Source organism: Chitinophaga sp., from assembly GCF_039596455.1.
In the GTDB taxonomy this organism is placed as follows: domain Bacteria; phylum Bacteroidota; class Bacteroidia; order Chitinophagales; family Chitinophagaceae; genus Chitinophaga.
Window position 1 is genome coordinate 1,834,131 of record NZ_JBCNJR010000001.1, and the last position, 18,360, is coordinate 1,852,490.

The window sequence follows — 18,360 nt, forward strand, 5'->3', positions numbered from 1 at the left end:
AACTGTTATTTGATATTGACCGTGTCTCCCTGGTGCACTTTCTGAATGCCGTCTACCACTACGCGGTCTCCCGCCTGCAGTCCGGAATGCACAATCATCATGCTGTCTACCACCGCGCCGCGTTCAACCGGGCGCATCTGCACCACGTTGTTGCGGTCTACCACGTAGGCCTTCACTTCTCCCAGCAGTTCCACAATAGCCCTTGAGGGAATGGCCACCTGGTTGCTGCCGGCTGCGGAATGTATCTCCACCGCTCCCGTCATGCCGCTTTTCAGCGTGCCTTGCGGGTTGGGGAAGGTGAGCCGCATACGGATGGTACCTGTTCTTGGGTCAACCACGTTGTTGACCAGCAATATTTTCCCTTCATGTGCGTAGCGCTCGCCTGTGCCGGAGAGCAGGTAGAACTGCTGCCCGCCTTTGCTGAAATCTGCATACCTGCTTTGCGGCAGGTCTATGTCTGCATAAATCGGATCTTCATTCACCAGGGTGTTGATCACCGTTTGGCCGGCCGTTACCAGGTCGCCTATACGAATGGTGGCAATGCCTATTTTACCGTTAATGGGCGCGCGCAGCACGGCATGGTTAATATCTGTGCCGCTGCGGGCACGGGCTGCCTTGGCCGCTACCAGGTTGGCTTCCGCGGTGCGGAGGGCGGTTTCTGCCTGGTCTACCGTCTGGCGGGAAATAGCATCCTGTTTCAGCAGGTTGCTGTAGCGCTCAAAATCTTTCTTTTTCAGCGCAAGGTCTGCCTCCGCCAGCCTTACGCTGGCCTCAGACTGCTCGTAGGTGGCCTGGCTGCGGCTTTTGTCCACCTCATACAATACCTGCCCCTTTTTAACGGTGCTGCCGTCTTTGGCACGGATGGCCTCCAGGAAGCCGGTTACATCGGATTTGATATCTACTATCACATTGCCTGTCAGCGTGGCCGGAAATTTTTCTGTTACCTTGAACGTAGCCGGTTTCACTTCATACACAGACACAGAAGGCTTGGGCATAGGGCCGGCCGGGGCCTGCTTTTTGCCGCCGCAGGCACTGAGCAGCGGCAGTAACAGACCTATATAAATGTTCCGGGTGCGGTGCATAAAAAATATTTTATTGTGGTTTGATTTTGCCCATAGCCTGGTCAAGCTTCACTTTGCTCACCAGCGCATTGATCAGGGCCTGTATGTAATCGCTCTGGGCCTGCTTCAGGTCACTGTCTGCCGTGGTAACGTCAAGGCTTGACGATACGCCTTCCTTGAACTTCAGCAATACCCGGTCATACACGCCCTGCGTGAGCGCCATGTTCTTTTCTTCGGTGGCCAGGGAAGCGGTGTTGTTCCGGTAGGTGGTCCACGCTTCTTTTACCTCCAGTTGTATCTGCTGGCCCAGGTAGGCAAGATTGTTCTCAGACTGTTGCAGGGCGATCTGCCGCTGCCGTACCTGGTAGAGTCTTTCCGTGCCGGTAAACAGGGGCATGGAAAGACTTACGCCCAGGGCGGATACGCCGAAGCCCTGTTTGTACAGGTCGGAAAAAGAATCGGAGAACCAGTTCACGCCATAGTTGATGTGGGCGTTGAGGGAGGGCAGTATTTCCAGCTTTTTGCTTTTCAGGTTCAGCCTGTCCAGTTCCACCTGCGTGCGCTGCATGGAGTATTCCGGCCGGTCCTGCACGCTGTAGTTCGTGCTGTCCGGCATTTCCGTGGTAAAACTTTTGAGATCGTCTTCCAGCTCCAGCGTTTCCTGCAGGGGCATGCCCATTTCAAATTTCAGCACGTCCATGGAGAATTGCAGCAAGCGCTCCAGGTTGGCCCGCTGGGTTTCAGATTTATTGTAAGATACCTGCAGCCTGTCAACATCGATCCTTTCAGAAACGCCTTGCTCGTAACGGGCACGGGTGTCTTGCAGGGCTTTGGAGGTTTGCACCAGGTTGGCGTCCGTAAGGCGGATGCTTTCCCGGTTTACCAGCACGTTAAAGAACGCGTTGCTCACGGCCACGCGGGTGGCAATGGCAGTGCGTTCAAAATCCTTCACGGAAAGCTGGTCATACACCCTGGCCGCCCGCAGCCCCAGGAAGTAATTGCTGTTCAGCAAGGTTTGCGTGGCTTCTGCCTGTACCATAGAAGAATACTTGGTGCCGAACTGCACGGGTATCTTGTTATTGGGATCATTGGCGAAGTCAGGAATATAGGAGGTCTGCAGTTTAAGATTGTCCGTAAAGCTGCCGTTCAGGTTTACATGGGGGAACAGTTTGCCCCTGCTTTCCCGGATCTTTTCAAGAGATGCCTGCCGGTTGAGACGGGCATTTACCACATCATTCTGGTGGCGGAGCGCATACTGAATGGATTCTTCCAGTGTAAAGGAATGGGCCCCGGAGGTGTCCTGCTGGGCGGAAAGGGGTTGCAATGTTGCCACTAGAGCGGCCAGCAGCAACCATTTACGGAGCTTTTTATGGATAGTCGAACGCGTCATAGTTCCCGGGTGCAATACTTGAACAATTACAAATATAAAAGGTTCAACGGTTTATAAAAATATTATGGAAAAGAAATATGCCCGCATCTTCCTGTTAAACTAACTGCCATGGAAACAACCAAACTCCTCAAATCAGATTTTCTCGACATTCTTTTTGATGACCGGAACAAGGATTATGGCGCTTATGAGCTGCGGCGCCGGTACAACGGGCGTGTACGCAGCGCCGTGCTGGGCATGTCTGCCATTGTGCTGATAGTGATAGGGGGCTATACGGCAAGCTCGCGGCTGATGGCCTCCAACGAGGTGAACGTTCCCCTGAGGCCGGTCATCACAGAAACAAAACTGACTAACATTGTAGAGGAAAAACCGGTGTTTACGCCGCCGCCCACGGTACGGGAGCCGGCCCCGGCCATTTCCAGGCCCACCGTTAAGCATGCCACTTTTGTTATTAAGCCGGATGAAGATGTACGGCCGGAAGATGAGCCCGGCAAGAACGCTGACCTGGAAAAGGTGGCCATTGGGGTGAAAACAGACCTGAGCGGTGACCCCAACGGCGCGGACAACGGCATTCCTGAAGGCGTTACCGGCGGCAGCAACGTAGTGGAAGCGCCCAAAGTAGAGAAGAAAGACGAGGTGCAGACCTTTGTGGAAATAATGCCTGAGTTTCCGGGCGGGGAAGCGGCGCTGGCCAGATTTTTAACAAATAACCTCCGCTACCCGGGCATGGCGGCAGAAAACGGGGTGCAGGGCGTTGTATTTGTAAAGTTTGTAGTGAGGGCTACCGGGGAGATCAGTGACGTGGAGCTGATAGGTGCCAAAAAAGGGGCAGGCCTGGATGAAGAGGCGCTCCGCGTGGTGAAAAGAATGCCGAAATGGAAGCCCGGCAAGCAGAACGGGCAGCATGTGTCTGTGTATTTCAACCTGCCTATCAACTTCAAGTTGCAGGACCAGTGAAATTATTATAACCCCATTTATGGAATCATGGGAAACCATGCATCCACCCCGTAGCATCTCAGCAGTAGATGACGCTAAAATGTGGAAATGATATAGCCATCCCGGTGTCTACCGGGGTGGTTTTGCTGATGGCAGGGAAATACGCTATATTTATTGTATGCGTTATCTATCCTTGCCAGCTAAAAGCGCCATAGTGGCGTTTTTGTTTGTTTTGACGGGTTCCACGGCCTTTATTCCCGCCCCGCCGAAAGCTCCCCGGCCGGTTGTTATTGCCTATGTAGGCGGCTTCCGCGGGCTGGTGCAAAACCCTTCCTCCATTATGGCGGAGAAGCTCACACATATCAATTATGCATTTGTAGACGTGAAAAACGGGCAGGCCTGGCTCACCAACGAGGCCACGGACTCCATTAATTTCCGGGAACTGAACGCCCTCAAACTCCGTAACCCCGCCCTGAAAGTTCTCATCTCCATTGGCGGATGGGCCTGGAGCGAAAACTTTTCCGATGCAGTGCTCACGGAAGAAGGGCGAAAGCTTTTTGCCTTCACCGCCGTGGATATTGTACGCCGCTACAAGCTGGACGGGGTGGACATTGACTGGGAATACCCCGGCGTACCGGGGGAAGAAGGGAACGTTTTCCGCCCGGAAGACAAACAGAACTATACCCTGATGTTCAAAGCCCTCCGCGAGTCGCTGGACTCCCTGCAGCAGGAGACCGGGCGCGTTTATCAGCTCACCACGGCCGTGGGCGGCGGGCGGTATTTCACAGACCACACGGAAATGGCCAAAGCCCAGCAGTACCTGGACTACGTGAACATCATGAGCTACGATTACAAAACCAACCCCACCGGCATTGCCGGCCATCATACTAACCTGTACGGTTCTACGAAAGATACGGCAGAATCTTCCGCCCACCGCTCTGTGCAGATCTTCATGGAAGCGGGAGTGCCGGCGGAAAAGCTGGTGATGGGCATTGCCTTCTACGGCCGCGCCTGGGCCATGAAAGACGGTACAGCCAGGGGCCTTAACCAGCCGGCCCTCAAAGGCGCCAGGGGCGGCGGCTACACCCGCCTGAAAGACAGTTTGATGCAGCAGGGGTATAGAAGGCACTGGGACAGGCGGGCCCGCGCTCCCTATCTTTTTCACCCCGTTCAAAATATTTTTGTCACCTTCGATGATGAACGCTCCGTGCGTGCCAAGTGCAGATACGTGAAAAAGCACAAGCTGGCCGGGGTCATGTTCTGGGAGTACTCCAGTGATCCGAAAGGGTACCTCCTGAACACCATTCACAACGCATTCAATTAAAAGTAATTGCGCCGGTTAAACCGGGAAAGGGCTTCCTCACAGGCGGCTTTTCTCTTTTTTGGCCCCGCAGTTAAATCCTGATCATATGCAGTTCAGATTCACAAGCATGCTTTTGCTGCTCTCCGGTTTTTCTTTCGCACAAGCTCCCGCCTTTCCGGCGGGCGGCCTGCAGGTAAAGTGGGAGGTGGTGGAAAACGGCTACCAGGGCAAGGCCCAAACGCTCTCCACTTTTACGCTCATTAACAAAACCAAACAGGCGTTCCCCGCTTCCGGCTGGACGTTCTATTACAATTTCATCCGCTACGTGACACCGGGCGAAACCAGTCCGGGTATTGAGGCCGCACACATTAACGGCCCGCTCTTCACCCTGCGGCCGAAGGCCGGCTTTAAAGGCATTGCGCCCGGAGATTCATTGAAGGTCAACATTGTATCTGTGGCCTGGGTAACCGGCATTACAGACGGGCCGGAAGGCCCTTACCTGGTGTGGGACCAGCAGCCGGCCAAAGGTTACGCCCTCACGGACTATGTGGTGGTACCGTCTGTTACAGATAAACAATTGCGCCGCACCACGGCAGACCGCCACCCGCAAACCACCGCGGAGGAAATTTACCGCCGCAATGCGCTGGTGAGCAACGTGCCGCTGGAGCAGCTGCCCAAAATATTTCCCACCCCTGCCAGTTACGAAGAAAAGCCCGGCGCTTTTGTGCTGGATGCGGCCACTACCATCGGCTACGATCCAGACTTCAGGCAGGAAGCCGCCTACCTGGCGGCTGTATTGGGTGAGGCATTGGGCAAAACCGTACGCCTGGCGGAAGGCAGCGGCCAGGGCCGGATCAGGCTTGAGAAAACAGCTGCCGCAGACGCGGTGGCCGGCGCTTACCAGCTGCAAGGTAACCCAGACGGCTATACTATTTCCGCTGCCAACGCTACGGGAATTTTTTATGGTATCCAGTCGCTGCGCAGCATGCTGCCGGCCGGCAAGAGCGCTTCCATCCGCCTGCCGCTGGTAGAAGTGAGAGACGCACCCCGCTTCGGTTTCCGTTCCCTCATGCTGGACGTGGCCCGCAACTTCCATCCCAAACAGCAGGTGATGAAGGTGCTTGACCTGATGGCGCTTTACAAGCTGAACGTGCTGCACCTCCATATGAGTGATGATGAGGGCTGGCGCGTGGAAATACCCGGCTTGCCGGAGCTGACGGCCGTTGGCGGCCGCCGCGGGCATGGAGTGGACGAGCTGTCTGCCCTGCTGCCTTCCTACGGTTCCGGGCCTGATGTCAACAATACTACCGGCAGCGGTTTCTACACCCGCGCAGATTACATCGAGATACTCCGTTACGCCCGCCAGCGGCATATCAAAGTGATACCCGAAGTGGAAATGCCCGGCCACGCCCGCGCCGCTATAAAATCTATGGACGCGCGCCATGCCCGGCTCATGAAGGAAGGCAAAGCCGCCGAAGCGGCGGAATACCGCCTCAGTGACCCTGAAGACAAAAGCGAGTACCGCTCCGTGCAGGAATGGAAAGACAACGTGATGAACGTAGCCCTGCCCTCCACCTACAAATTCCTGGAGAAGGTGGTAGACGAGCTGGTAGCCATGCACCGGGAGGCCGGCGCCCCGCTCGATATTATTCACATGGGCGGAGATGAAACGCCCGCCGGCGTGTGGGAAAGATCTCCCGCCTGCTCCACGCTCATAGCCCGCGAAAAACTGGGCGACGTAAACGATCTCTGGTACTACTTCTATGACAGGGTGGCCAGAATAGTGAACCAGCGCGGCCTGCAGCTGTATGGCTGGGAAGAGGCCGCCATGCGTAAAACCCGGAGAGACGGGCGTACCGTGATGATTGCCAACCCTGATTTCGGGAACCGCAATTTCCAGGTAGACGTGTGGAACAATGTAATGGGCGAGGGCATGGAAGACCTGACCTACCGCCTCGCCAATGCCGGGTATAAAGTTGTGCTGTCAGGCGTCAGCAATTATTATTTCGATATGGCCTATGTGAAAGATTATAACGAGCCCGGCTTTTACTGGGGCGGGTATGTGGATGTGGACAAACCTTTCTATTTCATCCCCTTCGACCTCTACAAGAACGCCAAAGAAGACGATCAGGGCAACGCCCTGCCGGCCAGCACCTTCACAGGAAAAGACCGGCTTACGGAGTACGGCCGGCACAACATAGTAGGTATACAGGCCGCGCTCTGGAGCGAAACGGTAAAAACCGCTGCTCGGCAGGAGTATATGCTGCTGCCTAAATTGCTGGGCATGGCGGAACGGGCCTGGGCGCCAGACCCGGCCTGGGCGCGGGAAAAAGACGAAGCCGCCGCGGCCCGCCTCTATGCGGAGGCCTGGAGCAGCTTTGCCAGCATTGTGGGTAAAAAGGAACTGCCCCGCCTGGCCACCCTCAACGGCGGGTACCAGTACCGGATACCCACGGCCGGCGCCATGGTGGAAAACGGAAAAGTTTTGGCCAACGTACAACTTCCGGGCATGGTGGTCCGTTATACAGTAGACGGTAAGGAACCCACGGCTAAAAGTCCCGTGTATACGGCGCCGGTAGCGGCAAAGGGTACCGTTAAGCTGAAGGTGTTTGACAGTGCGGGAAGGAGCGGCAGGACCGTTGCAGTGCAGCTATAGCACGAATATTACGAAAATGCATACCGCAAAGGGAAGGCGCTGACGTTACGTTCACCTTCCCTTTGTTGTTCCCGACCGTGCTGAAATTGGTTAGAAATTTGTATTGTTGTCACAATTAAACGCAAATTTGGATCGTTGCCTGAAAATAACCATCATTGCGTCCCTAAGCTGTTACCTGATATTGTTTTGCCTTCCGCAACAGTCTTTTGCGCAGGCAGATACCCTTCCTCCGCAGGGAAAGAAGTGGTTCAAAAAACTGAATGAGTATGTAGATTCCCTGAAGAGCCGGCGTTACCGTGATTCGCTGTTGTCCAGCATTTCCCGGCATAATGACCCGCCGCCTTCAACGGATGACAGCAGCATGACCAGGAGCGAACAGGGATTTTTGCCGCATGCCGGTAAAGTGATCCGTCATATCCGGTACCGCCGCGTAAAGGTGTTCGGCCCGCGCAATATCAATGATACCACCTTCACTACCAGCATGAAGTTGATACACCTGGCCAACCGCCTCCACTTTGACTCCGAGGAGTGGGTGATCAGGCAATCCCTCTTTTTCCGGCAGAAAGATACCGTGAATGCCTACCAGCTGGCAGACAACGAGCGTTATCTCCGTAACCGCCCGTTCATCCAGGATGCCCGCATCATTACGGTGGAAACGGGGTATCCTGATTCGGTAGACATTGAAGTAGTGACCAAAGACGTGTTCGAATATGGCCTTGACCTCCGGGAACTGACCCCCACGGTAGCCGCCGCCCGGGTGTACAGCAATAACCTTTTCGGGGCGGGGCAGGGCCTCACAGTGGGCTTCCGCTGGGATAATTCCTATACCCGCCCCTGGGGTACGGAAGCACGGTATACCAAATACAACCTGCTGGGCAGTTTTACAGACATAACACTTGGCTATTCCGCCCTTAATAACCAGATACCGATTGACAGCGGCGTGTATGAAGGCTCTTATTTCATACAGGCCAGCCGCCCGCTGTACCGTACCTCCGCCCGGTATGCAGGCGGCTTCAGCCTGGCGCGCAATTATTCCATTAATATTCATGGCTACCCTGATACCGTTTTCAGGGATTACGCCTATAAAACGCTGGACGTATGGAGCGGCTACAGCTTCCGCAACCGCTATGCGAAAGACGGCAGTTTTGACAACAAGCCCAATATAGCCCTGCTGTTCCGGTACAATAACCTGCGTTTTGACAAAACGCCGGAGCAGGAGAAATATAAAGAAGACCCGCTTTACAACAACCGCCACTACTACCTGGGGCAGGTTCTGCTCTTCAAGCAAGACTTCTTCAAGGCGCATCAGTTCTTCGGCTTCGGGCGTACGGAAGATATTCCCTATGGTTATTCCGCCAGCCTCACCGGGGGCTGGGAAAACTGGATGGACCGGCGGCGGTTCTATACCGGCGCAGAGGTGCAAAAATACTGGCATACCCGGCTCAACGGGCTGCTCAGCCTCAACGCGGGCCTGGGCTCCTTCTGGCAGCGGAATGTTTCTGAAGACATGGTGATACATGCCAACATCAGTTATTACAGCAAGCTGATGCCCATGTGGAAGGGCCACTGGCGCCTGTTCCTCAGCGGAGATTACCTGGGCAATCCCAATAACTATTTTTACAGGCCGCTGAACATCAATATGGAAAACGGCATCTGGGGCTTCCGGAATACCCTGGTCAGCGGATTTCACCGCCTGACGGTCCGCTCTGAATCAGTATACTACAGTCCGTGGAAAGTATATGGCTTCAAGTTCAATTTTTTTGCCTCCGCAGAGGCCGTTCAGCTCTCCCACGAAAAACATTACCTGGTGGAAAACCCCGTGTACTCGGGTTTGGGGCTGGGCGTGCGTATCAGGAACGAAAACCTCTCCCTGAACACCCTGAAGCTGGCCGGCTACTATTACCCCAACGCGCCGCAACCCATGCGTAACCTCTATTTCGAGATCACCACCGTGGTAGACTTCCGCTTTGACATTTACGGCATGAAGGCGCCTTCTTTCCTGCAGTTCAGGTAGCGGCGTTACGGCATTATGATTTTTCAGGGAGGATGAGTAATTTAAGACCCTCAAACTATAAATGCCCATCATGCCACGTTTACTCGTTACCGTATGCCTGTTATTGGCCTCACTGGGGGCTTTTGCCCAGCTTCGCCTGCCTGCATTGATTGCTGACAATATGGTGCTGCAGCAGAATGCCACCGTTAAATTATGGGGATGGGCCAGCCCCGGAGAGAAAATAAAGGTGCGTGTGCCGTGGAGCAACCGCGTGGATTCCGTGGTCACCAGCCGTGACGCCACCTGGGGCCTTTCCGTGCAAACGCCCGCTGCCGGTGGCCCTTACACCATTACCATACAAGGCAACACCAGCATAGAGCTGAAAAATGTGCTGATAGGGGAAGTGTGGGTATGCAGCGGCCAAAGCAACATGGAATGGAGCGGCAACCACGGTTTGAAAGATATCAAAGCTGAGCTGCCTGTTTGTGCAGACAACAACATCCGCTTTTTTCACGTGCCCAAATCTACGTCTCCCTATCCGCAAGACGATGTGAAGGCGAAATGGGCGGCCTGTGATTCCAACGTGCTGAAAAGCTTCAGCGCGGTGGCCTATTTCTTCGGCAAAACACTGAAGAAAAACCTCAATGTGCCCATCGGTCTCATCAACACCAGCTGGGGCGGCACGGCAGCCGAAGTATGGACGCCGGCCGAAGCGGTGGAAAAAGACGCCACGCTCAAAGCCGCTGCCGCCAAGCTCACGCCCAGCAACCACTGGCCGTACCACCCCGGCTACAGCTATAACGCCATGATCTACCCCCTCATACAGTTCCGCATTGCCGGCTCCATCTGGTACCAGGGAGAAAGCAATGTTGGCACAGCTTCAACGTATACACAATTGTTCAATACCATGATAGGTGAGTGGCGCAAGGCGTGGGGGTACGATTTTCCGTTCTATTATGTGCAGATTGCACCTTACCGCTACGGCCCCGGCATTAACGGCGCCCTGCTGCGTGAAGCGCAGACCGCTACGCTGAAATACCCCCGCACGGGCATGGCCGTTATTACAGATCTGGTAGATGATACCACCAACATTCACCCGCAAAACAAGCATGACGTAGGCTTGCGCCTGGCCAACTGGGCGCTGGGAGATACCTACGGCAAAACCGGCCTGGTGTACAAAAGCCCGGTGTATGAAAGGATGGAACAGCAGAAGGGGAAAATAGTGGTGTATTTCACCAATGCTGAAGGCGGCCTCAAAACCAGCGGCGGCAAACCAGCGCTGTTCTTTATTGCCGGGGCGGACAAAAAATTTGTGCCGGCCGATGTAAAGCTGGATGGCAACAAAGCCATTGTGTCTGCCAAAACAGTGAAACAACCGGAGGCGGTGCGGTTCTCGTTCACCAATTCAGGCATCGGGAACGTGTTCAATGCGGCCGGGCTGCCGTTGAACCCCTTCCGTACGGATAGCTGGGCAGAGTAAACTCTTTCGATGCAAACATGTTTGCGAGATATGCGGAGCCGGGTAAATCCCGGCTCCGTTTTTTATGGCCGTTTTGCGATAAACGCCCGGAAAAAGGTGCGGGGAAAGCCCCCTCACTTATCTTCATTCCCTTTACTGTAGCGGGTTTGAAGGTGTTTGCGAAGTTGAAATGCTTGTTCATGGCCGTTTCCAACGAAGAAGTAACGAAGGAGTAACGAAGGAGTAACGAACAAGTAAACTTTGGTTACTCCTTCGTTCGTCTCCGAAGGAAGGTTCGTTACTTCTTCGTTGAAAACCGTTTATTCCCCGGCAAGTAAGGGGAGAATCTGCAGTTAGGCTAAATAAATCTCCCTTTATGCTAAATCTCCCTCAGCAGCAACCCCGAACTTTGGCAGTAAAAAGGATGTCCAAGGCTGTTGCAGCACGTTGAACAACACCCCGCGCATCCGCGTTGGTATTACTGATCAAAGTTGCACTCATGAAAAAGATCGCCTGTTTCATACTGCTGTTTTCTTCCGCCGCCGGCGCCAATGCCCAGCAAAGCACCTTTATCCGCAACCTGCTGCAGCGCATGACGCTGGATGAAAAGATCGGGCAGCTGAACCTGCTCACCAGTGACATGGACGTTACCGGCCCTTTCATGAAGGAAAACTATAAACAGGACATCCTCAGCGGCGCCTGCGGCGCTATTTTCAACGCATATACCCCGCAATACACCCGCAAGCTGCAAGACATGGCCATGCAGACGCGTCTCAAAATTCCCCTGCTTTTCGGGTACGACGTGATTCACGGGCACAAAACCATCTTCCCCATCCCGCTGGGAGAAGCCTGTACCTGGGATATGACGCTCATGGAAAAAAGCGCCCGCATAGCGGCGGAAGAGGCCAGCGCAGATGGCCTGCACTGGACGTTCTCGCCCATGGTAGACATAGCCCGCGATCCGCGCTGGGGCCGCGTGGCGGAAGGCGTGGGGGAAGATACCTGGTACGGCATGCAGGTAGCGAAAGCCAAAGTGAAAGGCTACCAGGGCAGCGATCTTGCCGCGAACAATACCATACTGGCCTGTGTGAAGCACTTCGCCTTATACGGCGCGGCGGAGGCCGGCAGGGACTACAATACGGTGGATATGAGCCGCCGCCAGATGTACCAGTTTTACCTGCCTCCCTATAAAGCGGCCGTAGACGCCGGGGTGGCCACGGTGATGACCTCGTTCAACGAAATAGACGGCATTCCCGCCACCGGCAATTACTGGCTGCTGTCGGAATTGCTGCGGAAGGAGTGGGGTTTTAAGGGATTTGTGGTAACAGACTATACTTCCATCAACGAAATGATTCCCCACGGCATTGTGAAAGACGAATATGAAGCCGGTGCGCTGGCGCTCAAAGCCGGTGTGGACATGGATATGCAGGGCAGCATCTACGCCGGTCAGCTGAAGAAGCTGGTACAGCACAAAAAGATCAGCATGCCGGAAATAGACCGGGCCGTAACCCGCGTGCTGGAAGCCAAATACAAGCTGGGCCTCTTTTCTGACCCCTACCGCTATTGTGACAGCCAGCGGGCTGCCCGCCAGATCATGAGCGCCGCTCACCTGCAGGCGGCTCGTGAAATAGCACAACGCTCTATTGTGCTGCTCAAAAACGGCAACAACCTGCTGCCGCTGAAAAAAGGCGCCAAGGTTGCGCTCATAGGGCCGCTGGCAGATTCGAAAAAAGACATGATCGGCAACTGGTCTGCCGCCGGGGATTACAAGAAAGCCGTTACCCTGCGGGAAGGGCTCCAGGGCCGTGTGAACCTCACTTACGCGCAGGGCGCCAACATTACCGGAGATACCGCACTCCTGAAAAAACTCAACATCACAGACACCGGCAGAACGGAGGAATTGCTGCAGGCCGCCGTAGACGCCGCCCGCAAGGCTGATGTGGCCGTTCTGGCACTGGGAGAATCTCAGGGTATGAGCGGGGAAGCCGCCAGCCGGTCAGACATTGGCCTGCCCGCCAGCCAGCGGCGCCTGCTGGAAGCGGTACTGGCCGCGGGAAAACCGGTGGTGCTGGTATTGATGAACGGCCGGCCCCTCACGCTGGAGTGGGAAGATGCGCATGTGCCGGCCATACTGGAAACCTGGTTCCTGGGAACGCAGGCGGGCCATGCCATAGCAGACGTGCTGCTGGGAGATTACAACCCTTCCGGGAAGATCACCATGACCTTTCCGCGCAACGTAGGCCAGGTGCCCATCTACTACAACCATAAAAACACCGGCCGCCCCCTCGACCCGAATAACAAATACACCTCCAAGTACCTGGATGTGAGCAACGAGCCGCTCTACCCCTTTGGCTACGGCCTGAGCTATACCACCTTTGCCTATGATAACCTGCGGCTGGACAAGAACGCCTTGCGCATGCAGGACAAATTACGTGTGACCGTTACCGTTACCAACAGCGGCGCATATGACGGGGAAGAGGTAGTACAGCTGTACATACAGGATGTGACCGCCAGCGTAACCCGGCCGGTGAAGGAGCTGAAAGGCTTTCAGAAAATTGCGCTCAAAAAAGGGGAAAGCCGGGAAGTGGTGTTCACCATCACGGCGGAAGACCTCAAATTTTACGACAGGAATATGAAGTACACGGCAGAACCGGGCGCGTTTAAAGTATTTGTAGGCACCAACAGCCGGGATGTGGCGGAGGCGGTGTTTGAGCTGCAATAGCGTCTTGCCGGCGCATAGTATGGTTCACGGTAGCAGGAATAGCTGCAAGGCTCCGGCGGCAATCGTACACATGGCGTAATTTTCTCAGTACAGCAGTTTCCTTAGCAAATCAGGCTGCACAATGCGGATGCGCGTGCCCTGCATTTCAATCAGTTTTTCAGACTTGAAATCACTCAGCGTGCGGATCAGGGATTCTGTGGCGGTACCTACAAACCGGGCAATATCATCGCGGGAAAGTTCAATGAGGGCGCCGGGTTGCTGCTCCAGGTGCAGCTTGTCATGAATGGCCAGCAAGCCGTTGGCCACGCGTTTGCGGAGGGAGTCATAGGCCAGTTGCAGCAGGCGGTCTTCTTTCTCCTTCACCTCCGAAGCAATGCGTTTAATGAAAGTACGCGCCACGCCTATGTTGTTCAGCAATTGCTCAAGGAACACTTCTTTGGGTATCTGCACCAGCTCTGTGTGTTCCAGCGCTTCCGCGTTTTCTTCGTAAGGATGGTCTTCCAGCAGCGGTACATAGCCAAAGTAATCACCCTGGCCAAAGAGGTTGGTGATGTATTCCTTGCCATCGTCATTCAAACGGAAGGCTTTCACTTTCCCGCTTTTTACGTAGTAGAGGAACTGCGGGTGTTTGCCTTCCCGGTAAACGGGCTGCTTTTTGCTGAACTGCGCCACGTCATAGGCGTCAAGGTCGAGGTGCAGCAAGCCGGACGCCTGCCAGTCCTGCAGCATTACGCCAATTGACTGTGACTGGGCGGCCGCAAATTTTTCCTGCAGGAACTGCTGCTTCCTCAGCCGGGTTTCCACGGCGGTGAGCAGCTCCACGTCTTCAAAAGGTTTGGTAATATAATCGTCCGCGCCCATTTCCATGCCTTTCCGGAAATCGCTGCGGTCTGTTTTGGCGGTGAGGAAAATGAAGGGAATGTGTTCGGTTTCCGGGTATTTGCGCAGCATATGCAGCACGCCGTAGCCATCCAGCTCCGGCATCATAATATCACATACAATGAGGTCAGGGCGCTGTTCCTTGGCCATTTCCACGGCCTGTTTCCCGTTTTCTGCTTCCAGGGCGTTATACCCCGCAAGCGTGAGGATTTCCGCAACGTTCTCGCGGATACCGGGGTGGTCGTCTACTACCAGGATGGTGGCTGTCATGATGCTTTCAGATTTGGAAAATGAATGAATATGCTCGTGCCTTTGCCCAGGGCGCTTTCAACGCTGATCTCGCCTTCCAGCATGTCTACATACCGCTTTACGATGTGCAGCCCCAGGCCGGTGCCCTGTATATTGGTCACATTGCGGCCGCGGAAGAAGCTGCTGAAAAGGTAAGCTTTATCTTCTTCCGGGATGCCCATGCCACGGTCTGCCACAATAGCGTTGATCTGCCCGTTTTCCTGCCACAGCTTCCACTCAATGGGCGTATCTGCGGGAGAAAACTTGGAGGCATTGGTGAGCAGGTTCACGAATATATGCTTGAGCAATCTTTTGTCTGATGTCACTTCCAGTGACTGGTCCACCTCCGGATGCAGTACCTGCCCGGCTTTCAGGAGGCCCTGCACCTCTTCTACCGTTTCAATGGCAAAGTTGTGGAGAGATATTTTTTCGGGATGCACATGGATCTTGCCCTCTTCTATGCGGCCCAGCGAAAGGAAGTCTTCCAGCAGTTCATTGAGGTGCGTAACTGCTTCACGGATCTTCTGCACGTGTTTTTCCCGCCGGGGCTGGTCTTCCTGCGCAGGGTATTTGCCGATCAGCGCGGCGGAAGAAAGGATGGCGCTCAGCGGTGTTCTGAACTCGTGGCTGGCCATTGATACAAAGCGGGATTTGATCTCGTTCAGCTCTTTTTCCTTCTCCAGCGCGTCTTTCAGCTCCGCCTGCGAAGAGGCCAGGTGGGAAAGCGCCAGCTCCAGGTTGGCGGTACGTTTCTCCACTTCGCGCTCCAGCGCCTGGTTCAGCTCCTGCATGGTACGGTACAGCCGTTTCAGGAACAGCACCAGCAGGGTAGAGCTGATCACCAGTATCAGCGAAAAAAAGTGCTCGATGAATACTTCGGCCAGGTTGGGGTTTTTATGCGGCAAACAGGCTATCACCACCACCAGCAGCGTACAGGCAATGCCCATAAAATAGGTGGCCCCGTCTTTTTTGATAAAGATGGTGAGCAGTATGGCCGTGATGAGGCCGCCGTCAAAAAAGTTGTAGTCCGGCCGCCACACCAGCAAACATGCTGTCAACAGCATGATGAGGATAGAAATAATGAGCGTGGTGCGCTGGCTGAAGTGAAACATGAACGGGCACAATTTATGTGAATGGCAAAGATAGCACTTGCGGCCGTATTGCCAGCGGGTATGACGAATGTCAGGATTCCTGCGTATTCGCCTCCGGCGGCTATTCTACCCGGTATGTTTCCCCTTTGGCCGTGGTAAAGCTCACCTGTTGCCCGTTATCTGCGGCTTGCGCCAATATTTTCCCGCGGCGGTCTTTTACCTTTTTGCCGGCCGGCAACAGCAGGCGGCAGGTTTCGCCTTTGAGGGAGGTGATGGCAGCGGTGGAGATGCGGCCCTGCTGCCAGGCCATATCCACTACAAACGCTCCCCTTGCCCGCAAGCCTTTCACACGGCCGCTTTGCCAGTCTGCATGCGTGGGCAGGGCGGGCAGCATACGTATTACCGCGGTGTCTCCGTGGCTTTGCAGCAGCATTTCTGCAATGCCGGAGGTACCGCCAAAATTGCCGTCTATCTGGAACGGCGGATGCGCGCAAAACAGGTTGGGATAAGAGCCGCCGCCGGCCGGTTTGACGGGGTCTACCGGGCGCAGCAATTGATGCAGCAACAACAGCGCATGGTCTCCGTCTCCCAGGCGCGCCCAGAAGTTGATCTTCCATGCCAGTGACCAGCCGGTACCGTTATCGCCACGCTGGCGCAGTGTTTCGCGGGCGGCTTGGGTGAGCCCGGGCGTACCCCAGGGGGTAATTTCGTCGTAGGGGTGCAGGCCGTAGAGATGGCTCACGTGGCGGTGGTGCGGTTCGGCGTCTTTCCAGTCGTGCAGCCATTCGTTCAGGTCTCCCGCAGCGCCCACCTGGTTAGGGGCCAGCTGTTGCCGCACTGTTTCCATTTCCTGCTTCCAGGTCTGGTCTGTTTGCAGGATATCTGCCGCGGCTATGCAGGCGCCAAACAGCTCCCTGCATATTTGCATGTCCATAGCCGGGCCCATGGCGGTATTGCCCCGCGTACCGTCTGGCATCACGTAGGCATGTTCCGGGGAGTTGGAGGGCGCGGTTACCAGCCAGCCATGTTGCGGTTCTTTGATCAGGATGCTGCGCAGGAACTCGGCAGCGCCTTTCATCACCGGATAATACGTACGGAGAAAAGCAGTATCACGCGTGTAGCGGAAATGCTCCCATACGTGCTCGCAGAGCCAGGCGCCGCCGGTGAGGGTAGAGCCCCATTCCGCGCCTTCTCCCGGAGAGGTGAAACCCCAGGGGTTGCAGATCACGTGTGCCACCCAGCCAGGGGCGTTATAATATGCCTTGGCCGTTTTGGCGCCAGGAGCCTGGAGGTTTTTGATGTAGCGGTGAAGCGGCTCGGCCAGGTCATCCAGCCCGGTGATGGGAGCCAGCCAGTAATTCATTTGCAGGTTGATGTTGATGTGATAGTCGCCGTTCCAGGGTGTTTGATATTCCGGCGCCCAGAGGCCCTGGAGGTTGGCAGGCAGGCTGCCGGGGCGGGAAGAGCCGATGAGCAGGTAACGCCCGTAGTTGTAATATAACACGGGCAATTGCGCGTCTGACCGGCTGGTATAATAGCGGGCCAGCCGCTCCGGCGTGCTCAGTGTATCGGTGGGCAAAGGCGCATCCAGGTAAAAACGGTTGCGGTTGAAAAGTTGGCTGTGGGCCTGTATTTGCGCTTTGTGAAGATCATTGTAAGATTTACCGGCTGCCGCCGCCAGTACTTTCTGTACAACAGGCGCGGGTGCGGGGCCTCTTTGCGTATAGTCGGTATGGTTATAGTCTGTTGCGGCCGTGAACAGCAGCAGGCACTCATCTGCATTTTCAATCCGGATATCCTTTTCTGTTACCACCTGCTTGCCGCCGCTGGTGCTGAGCTGCAGCGCGGAGGCATAACGCAGTCCGGGCAATTGTCCGTTGGGAAGCTGGCCTTCCAGGGTGATCAGGCCTTTTTGCGTGCGGACGGTGGCATGTTCTGCCCGTTGCAGGCTGGCAGCCAGTGATATTTTCCCTTTCCGGGAGGCGGTGAGGCGGATGGCTATTACGTTGGCCGGTATGCTGGCCCAGGCTTCCTGTTTGTAGGTAACGCCGTTGCGTTCCCAGGTGGTGGTAGCCACGGCGTTCTCCAGGTTGAGCGTGCGGCGGTAGTTGCGCCAGGCGCTGATACTGTCTTGCCACTGTAGCTGCAGCGTGCCCAGCACCTGGTAAGCGCCGTAGGGCACATTTGCACCGCTGCCGCGGCCGGAGCCTTCTCCCTTGCAGATAAAATACTGCTGCAGCAATTGCTGCGCCGCCTTGTTCTCTCCACGCAGCAGCTTTTCCTGTATGCGGGGAAGAATGCGGTAAGCGGTATCACTATCGGCGTCCTGCACGCCGCCAGACCACATGGAAATTTCATTGAGCACAATGCGGTCTTTGACCGGGTGCCCGCCAATGAGCGCGCCAATGCGGCCGTTGCCCAGGGGCAGCGCTTCAAGATAGCTGGCGGCGGGTTGTTTGAATTGCAGGCTAACGTCTGGTTGCTGGGCAGACGCAAACAGGGGAAGGGCCAGCAAGCCCAGTAACAGTTTGACGTGGTTCATGAACTAAATATATCCACTGGCCCCGTAATTTGGAAACGGCCGC

General features: G+C 55.4%; 11 protein-coding genes. 6 read left to right on the forward strand and 5 right to left on the reverse strand.

Annotated features, from left to right (window positions below):
• Positions 1 to 5 precede the first annotated feature (5 nt).
• The gene (locus ABDW36_RS07560) at positions 6 to 1,082 is read right to left on the reverse strand and encodes an efflux RND transporter periplasmic adaptor subunit (RefSeq protein WP_343701274.1); all 1,077 of its coding nucleotides are present in this window, start codon (positions 1,080 to 1,082) and stop codon (positions 6 to 8) included.
• A 10-nt stretch (positions 1,083 to 1,092) separates the two neighbouring features.
• Positions 1,093 to 2,451: a TolC family protein gene (locus ABDW36_RS07565; protein WP_343701275.1), complete on the reverse strand. Its 1,359-nt coding sequence runs from the start codon at positions 2,449 to 2,451 to the stop codon at positions 1,093 to 1,095.
• A gap of 108 nt (positions 2,452 to 2,559) precedes the next feature.
• On the opposite strand from ABDW36_RS07565, the gene ABDW36_RS07570 reads away from it, so the two are divergent.
• From ABDW36_RS07570 to bglX, 6 genes are all read left to right on the forward strand, one after another.
• Positions 2,560 to 3,405: a TonB family protein gene (locus ABDW36_RS07570; protein WP_343701276.1), complete on the forward strand. Its 846-nt coding sequence runs from the start codon at positions 2,560 to 2,562 to the stop codon at positions 3,403 to 3,405.
• Between the two features lie 157 nt (positions 3,406 to 3,562).
• A complete protein-coding gene (locus ABDW36_RS07575) occupies positions 3,563 to 4,708 on the forward strand; it encodes a glycoside hydrolase family 18 protein (RefSeq protein ID WP_343701277.1) in 1,146 nt (381 codons plus the stop codon).
• Between the two features lie 85 nt (positions 4,709 to 4,793).
• Complete coding sequence (locus ABDW36_RS07580) at positions 4,794 to 7,343, forward strand: family 20 glycosylhydrolase (protein WP_343701278.1); 2,550 nt, start codon at positions 4,794 to 4,796, stop codon at positions 7,341 to 7,343.
• Positions 7,344 to 7,470: 127 nt separating this feature from the next.
• Positions 7,471 to 9,357 (forward strand): hypothetical protein, encoded by a 1,887-nt coding sequence (locus tag ABDW36_RS07585; protein ID WP_343701279.1) that lies wholly within the window; start codon positions 7,471 to 7,473, stop codon positions 9,355 to 9,357.
• Positions 9,358 to 9,427: 70 nt separating this feature from the next.
• Complete coding sequence (locus tag ABDW36_RS07590; protein ID WP_343701280.1) at positions 9,428 to 10,816, forward strand: sialate O-acetylesterase; 1,389 nt, start codon at positions 9,428 to 9,430, stop codon at positions 10,814 to 10,816.
• Between the two features lie 451 nt (positions 10,817 to 11,267).
• Positions 11,268 to 13,517, forward strand: coding sequence for a beta-glucosidase BglX (gene bglX / locus ABDW36_RS07595; protein ID WP_343701281.1), 2,250 nt, complete (start codon positions 11,268 to 11,270; stop codon positions 13,515 to 13,517).
• An 84-nt stretch (positions 13,518 to 13,601) separates the two neighbouring features.
• Here bglX and ABDW36_RS07600 read toward each other — a convergent pair whose 3' ends face one another.
• The 3 genes from ABDW36_RS07600 to ABDW36_RS07610 all read right to left on the reverse strand — a co-directional run bounded on the left by ABDW36_RS07600 (position 13,602) and on the right by ABDW36_RS07610 (position 18,317).
• Positions 13,602 to 14,666, reverse strand: coding sequence for a response regulator (locus ABDW36_RS07600; protein ID WP_343701282.1), 1,065 nt, complete (start codon positions 14,664 to 14,666; stop codon positions 13,602 to 13,604).
• Entirely contained in the window at positions 14,663 to 15,796 is a 1,134-nt protein-coding gene (locus ABDW36_RS07605; RefSeq protein WP_343701283.1) for a HAMP domain-containing sensor histidine kinase, read from the reverse strand. The genes ABDW36_RS07600 and ABDW36_RS07605 overlap by 4 nt, the downstream gene beginning before the upstream one ends.
• A 100-nt stretch (positions 15,797 to 15,896) precedes the next feature.
• On the reverse strand, positions 15,897 to 18,317 hold the full coding sequence (locus ABDW36_RS07610) for a glycoside hydrolase N-terminal domain-containing protein (protein WP_343701284.1): 2,421 nt from the start codon (positions 18,315 to 18,317) through the stop codon (positions 15,897 to 15,899).
• Between the last annotated feature and the right edge of the window lie 43 nt (positions 18,318 to 18,360).

Bases quoted from the DNA above. Each gene is read 5' to 3' on its own strand.
- ABDW36_RS07610 (WP_343701284.1), bottom strand. From the start codon at position 18,317: ATGAACCACGTCAAACTGTTACTGGGCTTGCTGGCCCTTCCCCTGTTT.
- ABDW36_RS07590 (WP_343701280.1), top strand. From the start codon at position 9,428: ATGCCACGTTTACTCGTTACCGTATGCCTGTTATTGGCCTCACTGGGG.
- ABDW36_RS07605 (WP_343701283.1), bottom strand. From the start codon at position 15,796: ATGTTTCACTTCAGCCAGCGCACCACGCTCATTATTTCTATCCTCATC.
- ABDW36_RS07570 (WP_343701276.1), top strand. From the start codon at position 2,560: ATGGAAACAACCAAACTCCTCAAATCAGATTTTCTCGACATTCTTTTT.
- ABDW36_RS07565 (WP_343701275.1), bottom strand. From the start codon at position 2,451: ATGACGCGTTCGACTATCCATAAAAAGCTCCGTAAATGGTTGCTGCTG.
- ABDW36_RS07560 (WP_343701274.1), bottom strand. From the start codon at position 1,082: ATGCACCGCACCCGGAACATTTATATAGGTCTGTTACTGCCGCTGCTC.
- ABDW36_RS07580 (WP_343701278.1), top strand. From the start codon at position 4,794: ATGCAGTTCAGATTCACAAGCATGCTTTTGCTGCTCTCCGGTTTTTCT.
- ABDW36_RS07600 (WP_343701282.1), bottom strand. From the start codon at position 14,666: ATGACAGCCACCATCCTGGTAGTAGACGACCACCCCGGTATCCGCGAG.
- ABDW36_RS07575 (WP_343701277.1), top strand. From the start codon at position 3,563: ATGCGTTATCTATCCTTGCCAGCTAAAAGCGCCATAGTGGCGTTTTTG.